The organism is Cupriavidus sp. HPC(L) (genome assembly GCF_000307735.3).
Lineage (GTDB): Bacteria > Pseudomonadota > Gammaproteobacteria > Burkholderiales > Burkholderiaceae > Cupriavidus.
The window spans coordinates 1-18,406 of record NZ_AMPR02000449.1 but is presented as its reverse complement, the minus strand read 5'-3'; the positions used below and the strand labels follow the sequence as shown (position 1 = coordinate 18,406).

The 18,406-nt window shown below is 66.3% G+C and carries 16 protein-coding genes; 4 read left to right on the top strand and 12 right to left on the bottom strand.

Annotation, left to right across the window (positions count from 1 at the left end; translation table 11 throughout):
- Together B551_RS26775 and B551_RS22610 are read left to right on the top strand one after the other, a co-directional pair.
- The coding region (locus B551_RS26775; RefSeq protein ID WP_043442243.1) for a histidine phosphatase family protein at positions 1-335 on the top strand (335 nt) is incomplete at its 5' end.
- Between the two features lie 156 nt (positions 336-491).
- The gene (locus B551_RS22610; RefSeq protein WP_006576601.1) at positions 492-1,328 is read left to right on the top strand and encodes a GNAT family N-acetyltransferase; all 837 of its coding nucleotides are present in this window, start codon (positions 492-494) and stop codon (positions 1,326-1,328) included.
- 146 nt (positions 1,329-1,474) lie between these two features.
- On the opposite strand, the gene ppx is transcribed toward B551_RS22610, so the two are convergent.
- Positions 1,475-3,007, bottom strand: coding sequence for an exopolyphosphatase (ppx, locus tag B551_RS22605; RefSeq protein ID WP_006576602.1), 1,533 nt, complete (start codon positions 3,005-3,007; stop codon positions 1,475-1,477).
- A 130-nt stretch (positions 3,008-3,137) separates the two neighbouring features.
- On the opposite strand from ppx, the gene ppk1 reads away from it, so the two are divergent.
- Complete coding sequence (ppk1, locus tag B551_RS22600; protein ID WP_023265070.1) at positions 3,138-5,255, top strand: polyphosphate kinase 1; 2,118 nt, start codon at positions 3,138-3,140, stop codon at positions 5,253-5,255.
- Positions 5,256-5,432: 177 nt separating this feature from the next.
- Here ppk1 and phoR read toward each other — a convergent pair whose 3' ends face one another.
- From phoR to B551_RS22545, 11 genes are all read right to left on the bottom strand, one after another.
- Positions 5,433-6,752, bottom strand: coding sequence for a phosphate regulon sensor histidine kinase PhoR (gene phoR, locus B551_RS22595; protein WP_006576604.1), 1,320 nt, complete (start codon positions 6,750-6,752; stop codon positions 5,433-5,435).
- A gap of 199 nt (positions 6,753-6,951) precedes the next feature.
- Positions 6,952-7,659: a phosphate regulon transcriptional regulator PhoB gene (gene phoB / locus B551_RS22590; RefSeq protein WP_006576605.1), complete on the bottom strand. Its 708-nt coding sequence runs from the start codon at positions 7,657-7,659 to the stop codon at positions 6,952-6,954.
- Positions 7,660-7,815: 156 nt separating this feature from the next.
- Complete coding sequence (phoU, locus tag B551_RS22585; RefSeq protein WP_006576606.1) at positions 7,816-8,520, bottom strand: phosphate signaling complex protein PhoU; 705 nt, start codon at positions 8,518-8,520, stop codon at positions 7,816-7,818.
- A gap of 74 nt (positions 8,521-8,594) precedes the next feature.
- On the bottom strand, positions 8,595-9,383 hold the full coding sequence (gene pstB / locus B551_RS22580; RefSeq protein ID WP_006576607.1) for a phosphate ABC transporter ATP-binding protein PstB: 789 nt from the start codon (positions 9,381-9,383) through the stop codon (positions 8,595-8,597).
- A gap of 69 nt (positions 9,384-9,452) precedes the next feature.
- Positions 9,453-10,349 carry a phosphate ABC transporter permease PstA gene (gene pstA, locus B551_RS22575; protein WP_006576608.1) on the bottom strand — a complete coding sequence of 299 codons (897 nt, stop codon included), beginning with the start codon at positions 10,347-10,349 and terminating at the stop codon, positions 9,453-9,455.
- 20 nt (positions 10,350-10,369) lie between these two features.
- On the bottom strand, positions 10,370-11,335 hold the full coding sequence (pstC, locus tag B551_RS22570) for a phosphate ABC transporter permease PstC (RefSeq protein WP_006576609.1): 966 nt from the start codon (positions 11,333-11,335) through the stop codon (positions 10,370-10,372).
- Positions 11,336-11,429: 94 nt separating this feature from the next.
- The gene (gene pstS, locus B551_RS22565; RefSeq protein ID WP_006576610.1) at positions 11,430-12,461 is read right to left on the bottom strand and encodes a phosphate ABC transporter substrate-binding protein PstS; all 1,032 of its coding nucleotides are present in this window, start codon (positions 12,459-12,461) and stop codon (positions 11,430-11,432) included.
- Between the two features lie 237 nt (positions 12,462-12,698).
- On the bottom strand, positions 12,699-14,042 hold the full coding sequence (glmM, locus tag B551_RS22560) for a phosphoglucosamine mutase (protein ID WP_023265067.1): 1,344 nt from the start codon (positions 14,040-14,042) through the stop codon (positions 12,699-12,701).
- 92 nt (positions 14,043-14,134) lie between these two features.
- The gene (gene folP, locus B551_RS22555; protein WP_006576611.1) at positions 14,135-15,004 is read right to left on the bottom strand and encodes a dihydropteroate synthase; all 870 of its coding nucleotides are present in this window, start codon (positions 15,002-15,004) and stop codon (positions 14,135-14,137) included.
- A gap of 149 nt (positions 15,005-15,153) precedes the next feature.
- Complete coding sequence (gene ftsH / locus B551_RS22550; protein ID WP_006576612.1) at positions 15,154-17,037, bottom strand: ATP-dependent zinc metalloprotease FtsH; 1,884 nt, start codon at positions 17,035-17,037, stop codon at positions 15,154-15,156.
- A 203-nt stretch (positions 17,038-17,240) separates the two neighbouring features.
- Entirely contained in the window at positions 17,241-17,906 is a 666-nt protein-coding gene (locus B551_RS22545; protein ID WP_006576613.1) for an RlmE family RNA methyltransferase, read from the bottom strand.
- A 134-nt stretch (positions 17,907-18,040) separates the two neighbouring features.
- On the opposite strand from B551_RS22545, the gene B551_RS22540 reads away from it, so the two are divergent.
- The coding region (locus tag B551_RS22540; protein ID WP_043442246.1) for a YhbY family RNA-binding protein at positions 18,041-18,406 on the top strand (366 nt) is incomplete at its 3' end.

The following is an 18,406-nucleotide window of genomic DNA, read 5'->3' as shown; positions in this document are numbered from 1 at the left end:
ATCTGCCGCCCGATGCGCGGCTGCTGTGCAGCCCGGCGCAGCGCAGCCGCGAGACGGCCGCGGCGCTGCGCTCGGACGCGCTGGTGGTGCCCGCGCTGGCGCCCGACAGCGATGTCACCGACGTGCTGGCCGCGATCGACTGGCCGCATGCTGCCGGGACAACCATCGTGGTCGGCCACCAGCCCTGGATCGGCCGGCTCGCTGCCCTGCTGCTGGCGGGCACGGAGATCAGCTGGAGCATCCGCAAGAGCGGCATCTGGTGGCTGACGGCCCGCACGCGCGAGCACGAGGATCAGGTCGTGCTGCGAGCGGTGATCAATCCGGAATTCCTGTGACCCCGGTTCGGGTCGGGTACGTGGCGCGCTGACAGCCGCCACGTCTCGATGTCGCCACGGCAGCATGGTCACGCAACCGTCATCGCCGCTTCACGGGGCTGTCACCCGCCCCCTCTACATTGTTTCGCAGCCATGTTGTCATCGAAAGGACATCTGATGCGAGACCTCCCGACGCCTACCCAGCCGCTCTTCGATTCCTTGCCCAATGGCCTGGCGGGCCATCCGGGCCGGAGGCGTCTTCATCGCCAATCCGTTGCGCAGCAAGATGCAGCGCCTGCTCTCAGCGTGGCGTGGGCGCGCCACCAGGACGAAGTAGTCGAGGCACAGCGGCTGCGCTACAAGGTGTTCGCCGAAGAGATGGGCGCGCGCCTGTCGACCACGTCGCCCGAGCTCGACATCGACATGTTCGACGCCTACTGCGACCACCTGATCGTGCGCGACCTGGCCACGCTGAAGGTCGTCGGCACCTACCGCGTGCTGCCGCCGCACCAGGCCAAGCGCATCGGCTGCCTGTACGCCGAATCGGAATTCGACCTGGTCCGGCTGGCGCATCTGAAGCCGAAGATGGTCGAACTGGGCCGTTCGTGCGTGCATCGCGACTATCGCACCGGCAGCGTCATCATGGCGCTATGGGGCGGCCTGGGCGAGTACCTGCAGCGCTGGGGCATCGAGTCGATGCTCGGCTGCGCGAGCGTGCCGATCAACGACGGCGGCCATATCGCCGCCAGCCTGAGCCGCGTGTTCGCGCGCAACTATCTGGCGCCGATCGAGTACCACGCGTTTCCGCGGCTGCCGCTGCCGGTCCACGAACTGAACCAGGATCTGGAAGTCGAGCCGCCCGCGCTGATCAAGGGCTATCTGCGCCTGGGCGCGCGCATCTGCGGCATGCCGGCCTGGGATCCGGACTTCAACGTCGCGGACTTCCTCACGCTGCTGCGTGTGGGCGACATGAATCCGCGCTATGCGCGGCATTTCCTCGGGCTGCAGCGCTGACGGGATCAGGTAAGGCGCGCCGCGCTGGCGCGCTGCCCTCTTCCTGACCCTCTCCCCGGCCCTCTCCCCCGGCCCTCTCCCGCCAGCGGGAGAGGGAGAACGCCCGCGCTGTTTCCGGGCGCCTTCTGACGGCGACTGCCACAGATTCAGACGTACACCACCTTGTAGCGGATCCCGATCCGCTCCCATTCGTCGGCTTCCTTGCCCAGGCTGTATTCGACCAGCGGATTGGCTTCGACCCACGTCTTCGGCAGCCGCACCTCGAAGCCCTCTTCCAGCGCATCGGCGCGCTGGCTGACCCTGATCTCCGGCAGTTCGACATCGGCGCGACGCCGGCACAGCACGAAGGCCAGCCGCAGGCTGAACAGCATGCGCCAGTCGAGAAAGCGTCCGCGCCCCGACAGTTTGCCCAGCTTGCCGGCATGGCCGAGCAGCAGCGTGGCGAGCCGCGCCTGATCGGTCTTCGAAAAGCCCGGCATGTCCGCGTGCGTGGCGATATAGGCCGAATGCTTGTGGTAGCTGCTGTGCGCGATCGACATGCCGATCTCGTGCAGGCTCGCGGCCCAGCCCAGCAGCGCCAGATTGTCCTCGCGCCGCTCGTTGGCCGGCTCGGGAAACTGCGCCAGCAGCCGTTGCGCGGCCTGACGCACACGCGCGGCCTGGGCACGGTCGACGCCGTAGCGGCGCATGAACTGATCGACCGTGACCGTGCGCATGTCCTCGTGATGGCTTCGGCCGAGCAGGTCGTACAGCACGCCCAGCCGCAGCGCGCCGTCGGTGACGTCCATGCGGTCGATATCGAGCTCGGCAAAGACACCCAGCATGATCGACAGCCCACCGGGCAAGACCGGAATCCGGTCGGGCTTCAGGCCGACCAGCCGCACGCGATTGGTGTTCTCCGCCTTGATCAGCGCGCGCTTGAGCCGCTCCAGCCCTTCGCGCGTGATGCCATGCTCCTGCGCATTGTCGTTCATGCCATTCAGCTCGATCAGCTCGGCCAGCGCGCGCGCCGTACCCGACGAGCCCACCGCCTGCTGCCAGCCCGCGCCGCGGTACTGGCGTACCAGCACCTGGATCTCGCGGCGCGCGGCGAGCTCCGCCTGCTTCATCGCATATTCGTCGACATTGCCGCTGGGAAAGAACTGCCGGCTGTGCGAAACGCAGCCGATATACAGCGACTCCATCAGCTTGGCGGTGTAGCCGTTGCCGATGATGAATTCGGTCGAGCCGCCGCCGATATCGACGACCAGCCGATTGCCGGCGCAGGCGGGCGCATCGTGCGACGCGCCCAGGTAGATCAGCCGGGCCTCCTCGCGGCCGGCGATCACCTCGATCGGAAAGCCCAGCGCGTTCTCTGCCTCGATCAGGAACTCGGACGCGTTCTTGGCCACGCGCAGCGTATTGGTGGCGACCGCGCGCACCTGGTCCGGCGAGAATTCGCGCAGGCGGTCGCCGAAGCGCCGCAGCGCCTCCACGCCGCGGCGCCGCGCCGGCTGGTCCAGGTACTTGTCGGCGGTCAGGCCCGCGGCCAGCCGCACCGGCTCGCGCAGCGCATCGACCTGGAAGATCTGGCTGACCGGACCGGTCGCGGTCTGGGTCTCGTCGACGCGGCCGATCATCAGCCGGAAACTGTTGGAGCCCATATCGACGGCAGCGAGCAGGCGTGGAGTATTGTTCATCGTCATAGCTGTCTGGAAACACGGACCGGCGGCGTTGCGCTCATCGCCGTCCGCGCGAGGCACGAAGAATATGTCCTGGCCGTGTCGGTGTCATGACAAAATCACGTTGTCATCAAGTTGACACGATTCTATGGAAAAGTCGCCGCATCGCCCAAAGAAGGTCATGCCCATGTCGACGACCCCGCCCGGTACGCTGCTCAATCGCGAACTTGGCATCCTGGAATTCAACTCCCGTGTGTTGGCCCAGGCGGCGGACCCGTCGGTACCGCTGCTCGAGCGCCTCAAGTTCATCTGCATCGTGTCGAGCAATCTCGACGAGTTCTTCGAGATCCGGATGGCCGGACTGAAGGAGCAGATGCGCGACAACCCCTCGGGCCTGACCCCGGACGGCCTGTCGTTCCAGCAGACCTACCAGTCGATCACCGAGCGGACACAGCGCCTCGTTGCAGCGCAGTATGCCATGCTGCAGGACGTGATATTTCCCCTGCTCGAGCGCGAGGGCGTGTTCTTCCACATGACGACGGTGTGGAACGACGCGCAGCGCGACTGGGCCCGCGACTTCTTCGTGCGCGAGATCGGACCGGTGCTGACGCCGATCGCGCTCGATCCCGCCCATCCCTTCCCGCGCGTTTCCAACAAGAGCCTGAACTTCGTCGTCGAGCTGTCGGGCAAGGACGCCTTCGGCCGCGAGGCCGACCTGGCGATCGTGCAGGCGCCGCGCGCGCTGCCGCGCGTCGTGCAGATGCCGCAGTCGCTGTCGGGCTATCCGTACGGCTTCGTGCTGCTGTCCTCGTTCATGCAGGGCTTCGTGCACGAGCTGTTCCCCGCGATCGAGGTCGACGGCTGCTACCAGTTCCGCGTCACGCGCAATTCCGACCTGTTCGTCTCCGAAGACGAGATCACCGATCTGCGCGAAGCGCTGCAGGGCGAACTGCCGACGCGCCACTACGGCGACGCGGTGCGGCTCGAGGTCGCAGCCGAGACGCCGCCGGCGCTGACGCGGCGGCTGCTGACCGAATTCGCACTCGGCGAGCAGGACCTGTACCGCGTCAGCGGGCCGGTCAATCTGGTGCGGCTGATGTCGATCCCCGATATGGTCGATCGCCCCGCGCTCAAGTATCCGCCGCACGTTCCCGCCGCCGTGAAGGCGTTCAGCGGCGGCACGCCGATGTTCGACGTGATCCGCCAGCGCGACGTGCTGCTGCACCACCCCTACGAGAGCTTCAGCTCGGTGCTCGATCTGCTGCAACTGGCGGCCAACGATCCCGACGTGGTGGCGATCAAGCAGACCGTCTATCGCACCGGCAACGATTCGCTGGTGATGGAAGCGCTGATGACCGCGGTGCGCAACGGCAAGGATGTCACCGTCGTGCTGGAGCTGCTGGCGCGCTTTGACGAGGAAACCAATATCAACTGGGCCGAGCGCCTGGAATCGGCCGGCGCGCACGTGATCTACGGCGTGGTCGGCCACAAGTGCCACGCCAAGATGCTGCTGATCGTGCGGCGCGAGCCGGCCGGCCCGAAGAGCAAGCAGACCAAGCTGCGCCGCTACGTGCATCTGGGCACCGGCAACTATCATCCGCGTACCGCGCGGCTGTACACCGACTTCGGGCTGCTGACCGCCAACGAGGAAGTGTGCGAGGACGTGCACCACGTGTTCCAGCTGCTGACCGGCACGGCCGGCTCGATCAAGCTCAAGCATCTGTGGCAGTCGCCGTTCACGATGCAGAGCAATCTGGTCGAGCATATCCGTGCGGAGGCGCGCAACGCGCGGGCCGGCAAGCCGGCGCGCATCATCGCCAAGATGAACGCGCTGCTGGAGCCGTCGGTGATCGAGGAGCTGTACAAGGCCTCGCGCGCCGGCGTGCAGATCGACCTGATCGTGCGCGGCGTCTGCGCGCTGCGGCCCGGCGTGCCGGGGCTGTCCGAGAACATCACGGTGCGATCGATCGTCGGCCGCTTCCTCGAACACCATCGCGTCAACTACTTCCTGGCCGGCGGCACCGAGCTGCTGTATCTGTCGAGCGCCGACTGGATGGACCGCAACCTGTTCCGCCGCGTCGAGGTGGCCTTCCCGATCCTGGACAAGACGCTGAAGACGCGCGTGATCCAGGAAGGATTGCTCGTGCATCTGCGCGACAACGGCTCGGCGTGGGTGATGCAGCCGGACGGCAGCTATGTCCAGCAGACCGGCAAGGGGAAGGAACGGCGGGTCAGCCAGATGGAGCTGCTGGGGATGTTCGCCTGAGGGCGAAAGCTGGCGCTGATGCTCCCCTCTCCCGCTGGCGGGAGAGGGAAAACGGTGGTTCAAACACCAACCGCCTCTGCTTGACACCCCCCCGTCTCCCCAGCCCTCTCCCCCTGAGGGGGCGAGGCAGAACACAATCGGCCGCAATGGCCGGAGTCGGTCCTGCCAGCAACAGCCCTAAGCCGCGTGCCGCGCGCCCGGCTGATGGATGCTGCGGTCGACCGGGAACACCACGCGGAACACGCTGCCCTTGCCCACCTCGCTGCTGATGCGCAGCTCGGCATGGTGGCGCGACAGCACGTGCTTGACGATCGCCAGGCCCAGGCCGGTGCCGCCGGTATCGCGCGAGCGGCTGCGGTCGACCCGATAGAAGCGCTCGGTCAGCCGCGGAATGTGCTCGGCGGCGATGCCCAGGCCCGTATCGCTGACCGAGAACACCGCATGGCCGTCGCGGTAGCACAGGCCGATGCCGATGCGGCCGCCGTCGGGGGTGTAGCGCACCGCGTTCGATACCAGATTGCCCAGCGCCGACAGCAGCTCGGTTTCGCTGCCGCGGATGCCGACCGCCCGGTCGATGTCGGCGGTGATCTCGTGCCGGCCCTGCGACAGCCCCTGCGCGTCGTGCACCAGGTGGTGCACCAGCGCGCCGATGTCGACGGGATCCTGGCTGGGCGGCTGCATATCGCTCTCGAGCTTGGCGAGCGCCAGCAGGTCCTCGACGATATGCTGCATGCGCATGGCCTGCGTCATCATCATGTCGACATAGCGCCGGCGATCCTCGTCCGAGACCGGCAGATCGCGCACGGTCTCGAGAAAGCCCGTCAGCACCGTCAGCGGCGTCTTCAGTTCATGCGAGACGTTGGCGACGAAATCGCGCCGCATCGACTCGGTGTTCTCGAGCTTGGTGATGTCCTGCGTCAGCACCAGCTTGCGATTGTCGCCATAGGGCAGCACCTGCACCGCCAGCACGCTCTGCTTGTGTTCGCCCATGTCGCGCATCTGCAAGGGTTCGTCGAAACGTTGCAACATCAGGTACTGCACAAACTCCGGGCGCCGGATCAGATGCGTGATGCGCTGACGCGCGTCGCGCCGCGCGCTGAGGCCGAAATGCAGCTCGGCCACGGCGTTGCACCACTCGATCTGGTCGGCGTCGTCCAGCATCAGCACGCCGTTGGGCGAGGCCTGGATGGCCTGGATGAAGCGCGTGTGCTGCTGCTCGACCTGCAGCACTTGCATGCGCCAGCGCTTGACGAGGCGATGCAGCCGGTAATAGACCTCGCCCCATAGTCCGACCGCGCTCGGAATCTCGCCGTAGGCCGGCGCGTCCAGCACCTTCCACAGCCGGTTGATCTGATACAGGTAGAAAATCAGCAGCGCCAGCAGCGCGCCGGTGGTCACCGCCAGCGCGGTGGTTACGCCGACGAAAGCGGCCAGCAGCGCGGCGGCGATGGCCAGCAGGATCAGGACGGCCGCGGATCGGGCCCAGATGACATTCATGAGATCGTGCGGTGGCAGCCTGGCGGGGAACGGCGAAGGCGACGGCGACAGTCAGAGCCGGCCCCGCAGGCGGGATGGGCCGCAGTGTGCCACGAAAAACGCAACAGCGAGGCAACAGCGCCCCGGCAGCGAAGAGGCCCTGCCCCGGCCACCGAATCGCGGGACAAGCCGCGCGGCAAGCCAGGGCCAGGCCGGCCGTTCACTGGCCCGGCGACCGGGCCAGACGGTAGCCGCTGCCGCGGACAGTCTCGATCATCGCGCTGTAGCCGCCGGGGGCCAGCGCCGCGCGCAGACGCTTGATATGCACGTCGACGGTGCGCTCCTCGACGAAGACGTGGTCGCCCCAGACCTGGTCGAGCAGCTGCGAGCGGCTGTGCACGCGCTCCGGGTGCGTCATCAGGAAATGCAGCAGGCGGAATTCGGTCGGGCCGAGCTCCAGCTTGATCGGGCCCGATTCGTCCTGGCCGGTGACGCGATGCGTGGCCGGGTCCAGCCGCAGGCCGTTGATCGCCACGACGTCGTCGGTCAGTTGCGGGGCGCGCCGGCGCAGCACCGCCTTGATGCGCGCCAGCAGTTCCTTCGGCGAGAACGGCTTGGTCACGTAGTCGTCGGCGCCCGCCTCCAGCCCCATGACCTTGTCCTGCTCCTCGCTGCGCGCGGTCAGCATGATGATCGGGATCTGCTTGGTGCGTTCGTTGTTGCGCAGCTCCTTGGCGAACACCGCCCCGGACTTGCCCGGCAGCATCCAGTCGAGCAGCACCAGGTCGGGCAATACATCGCTCATCAGCGACAGCGCCTGCTCGGCGTTGTAGGCGCGGATCGGATAGTGCCCGGCGTGCTGCAGATTGACGGCGATCAGTTCGGCAATGGCCGGTTCGTCTTCGACGACCAGAATACTGCTAGGCATGAATGAGGTCTCCGCTCTCTGGCAGGTTCAGGTATTGGCAGATGGAACAGCGAGATGACGTAGTACGGCGGGCGATGTACGGCGAGCGAAACGGGCAGGTACACACCGGGCAGCAAGACAACGGACCGATACCACGGCATCGCTCGACGGGTTGGATCAGCTCAGCGCTTCCTTCTCCATGTCCTCGCGCGAGGTATGGCGAACGTCGGTGCCCTTGACGATGTAGATGATGAACTCGGCGATGTTCTTGGCATGGTCGCCGATGCGCTCGACGGCCTTGGCGATGAACAGGAAGTCCAGCGCGACCGAGATCGTGCGCGGGTCTTCCATCATGTAGGTGATCAGCTTGCGCACGAAGGCGCGGAATTCGTCGTCGATCGCCTTGTCTTCCTTGACGATGCGCGCGGCCGCGACCGTATCGAGGCGGGCGAAGGCGTCCAGCGACTTGCGCAGCAGCGCGATCGCCAGGTCGCCGGCCAGCTTGACCTCGGCGTAGTTGATGCCCTGCGCGCCGGTCTCTTCCATGATGTGCTTGGTGCGCTTGGCGATCTTCTCGGCCTCGTCGCCGGCGCGCTCCAGGTTGGTGATGGTCTTCGAGATGGCCATCACCAGGCGCAGGTCGCGCGCGGTCGGCTGGCGGCGCGCGATGATGTTGCCGCAGTCGGCGTCGATCTCGATCTCGAGCGCATTGATCTGGTTCTCGCGCTCGATGACCTGCTCGGCCAGCGTGGCGTCGAAGTCGGCCAGCGCCTTCATCGCGGTATCGATCTGCGCCTCGACCAGGCCGCCCATCTGCAGCAGCTTGGTATTGATCGCGTTGAGGTCGGCGTCGAATTGGGTCGACAGGTGCTTGTCGGTCATCATGTTCTCCTGGCCGCGGATGCTGGCGCGTCGCGCGACACGGCGGGCGTTGCTTGGACGGGCTGCGTTGGTGCTCAGCCGAAACGGCCGGTGATGTAGTCCTCGGTTTCCTTGCGGTGCGGCTTGATGAAGATCTTCTCCGTCTCGCCGAACTCGATCAGCTCGCCCAGGTACATGTAGGCGGTGAAATCCGAGCAACGCGCGGCCTGCTGCATATTATGGGTCACGATCACCACGGTGTACTCGTCCTTCAGTTCCGCGATCAGTTCCTCGATGCGGCCGGTCGAGATCGGGTCCAGCGCCGAGCACGGCTCGTCGAGCAGCAGCACCTCGGGGCGGATCGCGATGCCGCGCGCGATGCACAGCCGCTGCTGCTGGCCGCCGGACAGGCTGTAGCCCGACTGGTGCAGCTTGTCCTTGGCCTCGTTCCACAGCGCGGCCTTCGACAGCGCCCACTCGACGCGGTCGTCCATCTCCGAGCGCGACAGTTTCTCGAACAGCCGCACGCCGAAGGCGATGTTGTCGTAGATCGACATCGGGAACGGCGTCGGCTTCTGGAACACCATGCCGACCTTGGCGCGCAGCAGCGCGATGTCCTTGCGGCTGGTCAGCAGGTTCTCGCCGTCCATGTTGATCTCGCCCTCGGCGCGCTGCTCGGGATAGAGCGCGTACATCTTGTTCAGGGTACGCAGCAGGGTCGATTTGCCGCAGCCCGAGGGGCCGATGAAGGCCGTGACCTTGCGGTCCGGGATCGACATGTTGATGTTCTTCAGCGCGTGGAACTGTCCGTAGTAGAAGTTCAGGTTGCGCACGTCGATCTTGGCGCGGACGCTGTCGGGGATGTCGATGACGGTCGAAGTCATGCTGGGTCTCGCAGGTAGATTCGTGGTTTCGCGTGCTGCTTGCGGTTCGCTTTGCTGTCTGCCGGTCGCTCACTGGCTCTTCTTGAAGAGCACGCGCGCCAGGATGTTCAGCGCCAGGACGCCGATCGTGATCAGGAACACGCCGGCCCATGCCAGCTGCTGCCATTCGGTGAACGGGCTCATCGCGAAGCGGAAGATCGTCACCGGCAGGTTGGCCATCGGCTTGTTCAGATCCGTGCTCCAGAACTGGTTCGACAGCGCGGTGAACAGCAGCGGCGCGGTTTCGCCGGCGATCCGGGCCACCGCCAGCAGCACGCCGGTGATGATGCCCGCGTAGGAGGCCTTGACCGTGATCGACAGCACCATCTTCCATTTCGGCGTGCCGAGCGCGAAGGCGGCCTCGCGCAGCGCATTGGGCACCAGGTTCAGCATGTTCTCGGTGGTGCGCACGACGATCGGGATCTGCAGCAGCGCCAGCGAGCAGATGCCGGCCCAGGCCGAGAAATGCCCCATCCGGGCCACCACCAGCGCGTAGACGAACAGGCCGATCACGATCGACGGCGCCGACAGCAGGATGTCGTTGATGAAGCGGATGAAGCTGGCCAGCGGCGACTTCTGGCCATACTCGGCCAGGTAGATGCCGGCCAGGATGCCCAGCGGCGTGCCCAGCACGGTGGCCAGGCCCACCATCACGAAGCTGCCGAAGATGGCGTTGGCAAGGCCGCCGCCGGCGGTGTTCGGTGCCGGCGTCATCTGCGTGAACAGGTCGATCGACAGCCCGCCGATGCCCAGCGAGATCGTGGTCCACAGGATCCACGCGAGCCAGAACAGGCCGAAGGTCATCGCGGCCAGCGAGGCGGCCAGCGCGTAGACGTTGACGCGCTTGCGCCGCGCCTGCAGGCGTTCACGGACCTCGTTGGCATCGGCATGGACCGCCGGGATCGACGAGGTCGACGAGGCCGACATGGTGGCTTGGCTGGTCGAATTCATTTCTTGCCCTCATTGCGCGACAGGCGCAGCAGCAGCAGTTTGGACAGCGCCAGCACCACGAAGGTGATGAAGAACAGGATCAGGCCCAGCTCCATCAGCGCGGCGGTATGCAGCCCCGGGCCGGCCTCGGCGAACTCGTTCGCCAGCGCGGAGGTGATGCTGTTGCCCGGCGAGAACAGCGAGGCGTTGTCCAGCAGGTTGGTGTTGCCGATCACGAAGGTGACCGCCATGGTCTCGCCCAGCGCGCGGCCCAGGCCGAGCATCACGCCGCCGATCACGCCGGCGCGGGTATAGGGCAGCACGACGTTCCACATCACCTCCCAGGTGGTGCAGCCCACGCCGTAGGCGGACTCCTTCAGCAGCACCGGGGTGACCTCGAACACGTCGCGCATCACCGAGGCGATATACGGGATGATCATGATCGCCAGGATCACGCCCGCGCACAGCAGGCCGATGCCCAGCGGCGCGCCCTGGAACAGCGGGCCGATCAGCGGCAGCTGGCCCACGGTGGCGGCCAGCGGCTTCTGGAAGTATTCGCCGAACAGCGGGGCGAAGACCAGCAGGCCCCACATGCCGTAGACGATCGACGGCACCGCGGCCAGCAGCTCGATCGCGGTGCCGAGCGGGCGGCGCAGCCAGACGGGCGACAGTTCGGTCAGGAACAGCGCGATGCCGAAGCTGACCGGCACCGCGATGATCAGCGCGATCAGCGAGGTCACGATGGTGCCGTAGATCGGCACCAGCGCGCCATAGACGTCCGCGGGGGGATCCCATTGCGCGGTCCACAGGAATTTGAGGCCGAAGGCCTGGATCGAAGGCCAGGCGCTGATGGCAAGCGAGACGATGATGCCGCCCAGCAGCATCAGCGTGATGATGGCGGCGCCGCGCGTCAGGCCACCGAACAGGATGTCACCGGTGCGGCCGGGTGCGCGTACGGCGGGAAGATCGGACGTGGTCGCCATGTTCAGGAGTACTCGGTTTGGCTCCCCTCTCCCGCCTGCGGGAGAGGGGCCGGGGGGAAGGCCGGTTGCGCCCTCCCATCAGGTCAGCTGACGATCAGTACAGGCCCTTGCCCGACGCGTCCTTGATGCTGTTCTTCCAGGTCGCGCGGATCTGGTTGACGACCGACTCGGGCATCGGCACGTAGTCCAGTTCGCTCGCCATGCTGGCGCCGCTCTTGTAGGCCCAGTCGAAGAACTTCAGCACTTCCGCGCCCTGCGCCGGCTTTTCCTGGTTCTTGTGCACCAGGATGAAGGTCGCGCCGGCGATCGGCCAGGCTTCCTTGCCCTGCTGGTTGGTCAGGATCTGGTAGTACGACTTGCTCCAGTCGGCGCCGGCCGCTGCGGCCTTGAACGCGTCATCGCTCGGCGAGACCACCGCGCCAGCGGCGTTCTTCATCTTCACGTGCGTCATCTTGTTCTGCTTGGCGTAGGCGTACTCGACATAGCCGATCGCGCCGTTCAGACGCTGCACGAAGGCGGCCACGCCCTCGTTGCCCTTGCCGCCCGTGCCGCCACCCGGCCAGTTGACCGTGGTGCCCTCGCCCACCGAGCCCTTCCAGTCGGCGCTGACCTTCGACAGATAGTTGGTGAAGATGAAGGTGGTGCCCGAGCCGTCGGCGCGGCGCACCGGCAGGATGTCCTGGCTCGGCAGCTTGGCGTTCGGGTTCAGCGCCTTGATGGCCGGATCGTCCCACTTCTTGATCTTGCCCAGGTAGATGTCTGCCAGCACTTCGCCCGTGATGGTCAGGTCGCCCGGCTTGATGCCTTGCAGATTGATCACCGGCACCACGCCGCCGATCACGGTCGGGAACTGCACCAGGCCTTGCTTGGCCAGTTCCTCGTCCTTCAGCGGGGCGTCGGAAGCGCCGAAATCGACCGTCTTGGCGTTGATCTGCTTGATGCCGCCCGACGATCCGATCGATTGATAGTTGACCTTGTTACCCGTGGCTTTTTGGTATGCGTCGGCCCACTTGGAATAGACGGGCGCCGGGAAAGAAGCGCCTGCACCGGTAATTTCTGCCGCGAATGCGGAGCCCGCTACCACCATCGATACGATGCCCGCAACGGCAGTCTTGACCAGCTTCATATGTCCTCCAGAGAACATGGTTGGGAATGTCAGTTTTTTGACATCCCGAACTTTATGCGGCCACTATGACAGTTCCGTGACATCGCGAAAATTTCTCTGAAGGGACATTTAAGCGGACATTTCCGCACGCACTCAAGCAGGCATGGAAGGCACCGATCGGCCCTCGGCTGCGGCGCGACAAAGGAAAACGCCCGGCCGGAGCCCGGCGTTCAAGGTGGGCTGGCGCCTTGTGCTGGATCAGGTTGCCAGCGCGTCGGCCAGCTTGCGGGCCGCCTGCTCGGCGGTCTCGGCCTGTTCGGCCTCGACCATCACCCGGACCACCGGCTCGGTACCGGAAGCACGGATCAGCACCCGGCCCTTGCCGGCCAGCGCGGGCTCGATCTCGGCGCGGGCCGCCTGCAGGCCGGCATGGTTCTGCCAGTCGAAACCCTTCTGCACCCGCACATTGATCAGCGTCTGCGGGAACAGCGACACGCCGTCCAGCAGCTGCGCCAGGGTCTTGCCGCTGCGGCGCAGCGCCGCCAGCACCTGCAGCGCGGAGACGATGCCGTCGCCGGTCGAGTGCCGATCCAGGCATAGCAGATGGCCGGAGCCCTCGCCGCCCAGCGTCCAGCCGCGCTTGCCCAGTTCCTCCAGCACATAGCGGTCGCCGACCTTGGCGCGCACGAACTCGACGCCCTGGCGTTGCAGCGCCAGTTCGACCGCCATATTGGTCATCAGCGTGCCGACCACGCCGGGAACGCTGTGTCCACAGGCGACGCGGTCCTGCACGATCGCATACAGCAGCTCGTCGCCGTTGTAGAGCCTGCCGTCGGCGTCGACCACCTGCAGGCGGTCGGCATCGCCGTCGAAGGCCAGCCCGAGGTCCGCGCCGTGGGCCTTGACCGCCTCGACCAGCTTGTCGGGCGCGGTGGCGCCATAGCCGTCGTTGATATTGCGGCCATTGGGCTGGTTGCCGATCGACACCACGTCGGCACCCAGCTCGTGGAACACGTGCGGGGCGATGTGGTAGGCGGCGCCATGCGCGCAGTCGACCACCAGCTTCAGGCCATGCAGGTCGCGGTCGTACGGGAAGGTGCTCTTGCAGAACTCGATGTAGCGGCCCGCCGCGTCGTCGATCCGGCGCGCGCGCCCCAGCTGGTCGGACGGCACGCAATGCATCGGCGCCTCGAGCTCGGCCTCGATCGCCAGTTCGACCTCGTCCGGCAACTTGTCGCCGGTGGCCGAGAAGAACTTGATGCCGTTGTCGTGGTACGGATTGTGGCTGGCCGAGATCACCACGCCGGCGGCCAGCCGCAGCGCGCGGGTCAGATAGGCCACACCGGGCGTCGGCAGCGGGCCGGTCAGCAGCACATGGACGCCGGCCGCGGTAAAGCCCGCTTCCAGCGCGGCTTCCAGCATATAGCCGGAGATCCGCGTGTCCTTGCCGATCAGCACCGTGGGCTTGCCCTGCGTGCTCGGCTGGCCAAGCGCCAGCACGCGCCCCGCCGCATAGCCGAGCCGCATCACGAAGTCCGGCGTGATCGGCGCCTCGCCGACCCGGCCGCGCACGCCATCGGTGCCGAAGTATTTACGTGTCATCCGATCGTTCTCCCTGTTCTGATTCGGGTTCGAAGTGTTTGGGTTGTCAGTTATGGGGGCCGTGACTGGACGCCGGGATCGCCGTGGCGGCATCAGGCCGCGGCATCGGCTCGCTGCTGCCGCACAGCCCACCAGGTCTTGATCGCATCGACCGATGCCTGCACATCGTGCACGCGCACGATATAGGCGCCGCGTTCGGCCGCGCACACAGCGGCGGCGATGCTGGCCGCGACGCGCTGCTGCGGCGGCCGTCCGCCAAGAATGGCGCCCAGCGTCGACTTGCGCGACAGGCCGGCCAGCAGCGGCAATCCGTCGACGGCCAGGTGCGGCAGCTCGCCGAGCAGGCGCAGATTGTGATCCGCCGTCTTGCCGAAGCCAAAGCCCGGATCGAGCACGATGCGGCTGTCGTCGACGCCGGCCGCGCGCAGCGCATCGACGCGCTGCCGCAGGAAGTCGCGGACCTCGCCGACCACGTCGTCGTAGTGGGGGGCTTCCTGCATCGTCTGCGGGTCGCGCTGCATGTGCATCACGCACAGGCCCGCCTGCCCACCCTGCCCCGCTTGCGCGACCGCCTCGATCGCCCCCGGCATGCGCAGGCCCCAGATGTCATTGATCAGGTCCGCGCCGGCCGCCAGCGCCGCGCGCATCGTCTCGGGCTTGTAGGTATCGATCGACAGCGGCTTGCCGCAGTCGCGCAGCGCCTCGACGACGGGCAGCACGCGGGCCAGCTCCTGGTCCAGCGGCAACGACGCCGAGCCGGGCCGGCTCGATTCGCCGCCGATATCGATGATGTCGACGCCCTCGGCGATCATCTGCTCGGCATGCCGCAGCGCCGCGTCGCGGCTCGCATGCTGGCCGCCATCGGAGAACGAGTCGGGCGTCACGTTGAGGATGCCCATGACCAGCGGGCGGCGGTCGCGTGCAAAGCGATAGCGCCCGCACTGGAAATACGAGGTCGACAAGTTGCAGTCCTGAATATGCGGGGAAGTAAGACCAGGTCGCTGGTGCGGGAAGTCGGGACGAAAAAAGCCGGTGCCCTGGGGCACCGGCTTTGCGGAACTCAGCGCGCGACGCGCCGCACTGCCATCATCCTCTGAACGCAGGTCCCGAATCAGGCCGCGGCGGGCGCGTTCGACGGCGTCACGGGCGAGCCACCGGACGGCGGCGTGCCGCCACCGCTGGCGCCCGGCATGCCGCGCGGAGGACGCGGCGGCTTGCCGGCCATGATGTCGTTGACCTGGTCGGCATCGATGGTTTCCCATTCCATCAGCGCGGCGGTCATCGCCTCGACCTTGTCGCGATTCTCCTCGAGCAGGCGCTTGGCCAGCGCGTACTGTTCGTCGAGGATGCGGCGGATCTCGCCGTCGACCTTCTGCTGCGTGACTTCCGACACCGACTTGGACGACATCTTGCCGAACAGGCCTTCCTGCTCGGTGTCGACATAGACCATCGTGCCCAGCGTGTCGCTCATGCCGAAGCGGGTCACCATGTCGCGCGCGATCTTGGTGGCGCGCTCGAAGTCGTTGGACGCGCCGGTGCTCATCGCATTGAGGAACACCTCTTCCGCGGCGCGACCGCCGAACAGAATGGCGATCTCGTCCAGCATGTTGTCCTTGTACTTCGAGTACTTGTCATGCTCCGGCAGCTGCCAGGTCACGCCCAGCGCCCAGCCACGCGGCATGATGGTGACCTTGTGCACCGGGTCGGCCTTGGGCAGCAGCTTGGCCACCACCGCATGGCCCGACTCGTGGTACGCGGTCGCCTTGCGTTCCTCTTCGCGCATCACCGTCGACTTGCGCTCCGGACCCATGTAGATCTTGTCCTTGGCGTCCTCGAAGTCCTGCATGTCGACCACGCGCTTGTTGCGGCGGGCGGCGAACAGCGCGGCCTCGTTGACCAGGTTGGCCAGGTCGGCACCGGAGAAGCCCGGCGTGCCGCGCGCGATCACCGACGCGTCGACATCGTTGCCGATCGGCACCTTGCGCATATGGACCTTCAGGATCTGCTCGCGGCCGCGGATGTCCGGCAGGCCGACGAAGACCTGGCGGTCGAAACGGCCCGGACGCAGCAGCGCCTTGTCCAGGACATCGGCACGGTTGGTCGCGGCGATCACGATCACGCCCGAGTTGGCCTCGAAGCCGTCCATCTCGACCAGCATCTGGTTCAGCGTCTGCTCGCGCTCGTCGTTGCCGCCGCCCATGCCGGCGCCGCGATGGCGGCCGACAGCGTCGATTTCATCGATGAACACGATGCAGGGGGCCTGCTTCTTGGCGTTCTCGAACATGTCGCGCACGCGGGCCGCGCCGACGCCGACGAACATTTCGACGAAGTCCGAACCCGAGATGCTGAAGAACGGCACCTTGGCCTCGCCGGCGATCGCGCGCGCCAGCAGCGTCTTGCCGGTACCCGGAGGGCCAACCAGCAGCACGCCGCGCGGAATGCGCCCGCCCAGCTTCTGGAACTTCTGCGGGTCCTTCAGGAAGTCGACCAGCTCGACCACCTCTTCCTTGGCCTCGTCGCAACCGGCGACGTCCTGGAAGGTGACCGCGTTCTGGTTCTCGTCGATCAGCCGCGCACGCGACTTGCCGAACGAGAAGGCGCCGCCTTTGCCGCCACCCTGCATCTGCCGCATCATGTAGAACCAGAACACGATGATCAGCAGGGTCGGTCCGAGGTAGTACAGGGCCTGGACCAGCACATTCGGCTCGTCATCGGCCTTGCCAGTCACCTGGACGCCGTATTTCATCAGGTCGCCGACCATCCAGATGTCGCCCGGCGAGATGATGGTGTATTTCTGCCCTTCCTTGGGCGTCACCACGAGGTTCCGGCCCTGTACGTCGACGCGGCTCACCTTGCCGTTCTTGGCGTCATCCATGAACTGGGAGTAGGTGACGCTTTCCTGCGCACGGGGCTTGTCGAACTGCTTGAAGACGGTAAACAACACCAGCGCGATCACGAGCCAGATTGCCGCCTTTTGAAACAGGTTGTTATTCAAGGCCGAACTCCTTTGCGATTGCCTTGCCAACGATAGCTGCATTGCATTGTAATGCAGCGCCGCCCCGGGGGGCGAAAAGCGTCCCTATCGGGCCAATAGTGATAGCGCTAGCGGCCGATTGCCCGTAGGCCAATGCGGGACGACAGTCAGACCGGCAATGGTCCGAATGGTGCCCGGTCGCGCGCCATGACCGTGCCCAGGCTTCAACCCGGCAACTTCAGGTGGCGTCCAAGAATGAAGGTTTCGGAGGACTTGTCCCGCGAGGCCTTCGGCTTGCGCTTGGCCACCACCTTGAACTGGCGCTTGAACTTTTCGACGATCTGGCTGTAGCCGCTGCCGTGGAAGCACTTTACCAGCAACGCGCCGTCGGGTTTCAGATGGGCCTGGGCGAATTCGAGCGCCAGGTCGCACAGATATTCGATGCGCGCCGCATCGGCCGAGGCCACACCGGACAAATTGGGGGCCATGTCGGACAAAACAAGGTCGATCTTGTTGCCGCCGGAGGCCTCCAGCACGATCGTCTCGAGCTGCCGGAACACCTCCTCGTCGCGGAAGTCGCCCTGGATGAAGGTCACATCGGCGACCGGCTCCATCGGCAGCAGGTCGATCGCGACCACCGCCCCGTCGATATGGCCTTCGCGCGCGCGCGGCGAGGCGGCCAGCTTGTTGCGGACATACTGGCTCCAGCTGCCCGGCGCCGCGCCCAGGTCGACGATGACCTGGCCCGGCTGGATCAGCTTGTCCTGTTCGTCGATCTCCTTGAGCTTGTAGGCCGCGCGCGCGCGATAGCCTTCGCGCTGCGCCAGCTTGACGTAGGGATCGTTGATATGGTCGTGCAGCCACGACTGCCTGAACTTGTTCTTGGCCATTTCTCGTGATTTCGCCGCCAGACCATGACGGTTTGACGGATAATACGCGCCGTTGCGACGCCCTTGCGACGTAAGAGGCCCTACCGGCCGCCCTTCCAGCGCCTTTACCGGCGTCGCCCCTTTCCTGCCTGACTATGCCTGCCCTTCAATTGAATCCCGCCCAGCGCTCCGAACTCCGCTCCCGTGCCCACGGCCTGAACCCGGTCGTGATGATCGGCGCCGAGGGCCTGACCCGCGCCGTCCTGGCCGAGATCGACCGCAGCCTCGCGGCCCACGATCTGATCAAGATCCGCGTGTTCGGCGACGAGCGCGACACCCGCATCGCCATCTACGAAGCCATTTGCGATGAACTTGGCGCCGCCCCGATCCAGCACATCGGCAAGCTGCTGGTGGTCTGGCGCCCGGGCCCGGCCCGGCTGAAGGAAAACCAGCCGCAGGACCTCGGCCGCATGGCGCCGGCTCGCCGCGGCGCAGCACCGCGCACCGTCACGGTGCGCAAG

Excerpts from the sequence above, each read along its gene's own strand:
- ppx (WP_006576602.1), bottom strand. The coding sequence starts at position 3,007 with ATGAACAATACTCCACGCCTGCTCGCTGCCGTCGATATGGGCTCCAAC.
- ppk1 (WP_023265070.1), top strand. The coding sequence starts at position 3,138 with ATGGAAAAGTCGCCGCATCGCCCAAAGAAGGTCATGCCCATGTCGACG.
- pstB (WP_006576607.1), bottom strand. The coding sequence starts at position 9,383 with ATGACTTCGACCGTCATCGACATCCCCGACAGCGTCCGCGCCAAGATC.
- pstS (WP_006576610.1), bottom strand. The coding sequence starts at position 12,461 with ATGAAGCTGGTCAAGACTGCCGTTGCGGGCATCGTATCGATGGTGGTA.
- phoU (WP_006576606.1), bottom strand. The coding sequence starts at position 8,520 with ATGACCGACAAGCACCTGTCGACCCAATTCGACGCCGACCTCAACGCG.
- phoB (WP_006576605.1), bottom strand. The coding sequence starts at position 7,659 with ATGCCTAGCAGTATTCTGGTCGTCGAAGACGAACCGGCCATTGCCGAA.
- pstC (WP_006576609.1), bottom strand. The coding sequence starts at position 11,335 with ATGGCGACCACGTCCGATCTTCCCGCCGTACGCGCACCCGGCCGCACC.
- glmM (WP_023265067.1), bottom strand. The coding sequence starts at position 14,042 with ATGACACGTAAATACTTCGGCACCGATGGCGTGCGCGGCCGGGTCGGC.
- B551_RS22545 (WP_006576613.1), bottom strand. The coding sequence starts at position 17,906 with ATGGCCAAGAACAAGTTCAGGCAGTCGTGGCTGCACGACCATATCAAC.
- pstA (WP_006576608.1), bottom strand. The coding sequence starts at position 10,349 with ATGTCGGCCTCGTCGACCTCGTCGATCCCGGCGGTCCATGCCGATGCC.
- phoR (WP_006576604.1), bottom strand. The coding sequence starts at position 6,752 with ATGAATGTCATCTGGGCCCGATCCGCGGCCGTCCTGATCCTGCTGGCC.
- B551_RS22610 (WP_006576601.1), top strand. The coding sequence starts at position 492 with ATGCGAGACCTCCCGACGCCTACCCAGCCGCTCTTCGATTCCTTGCCC.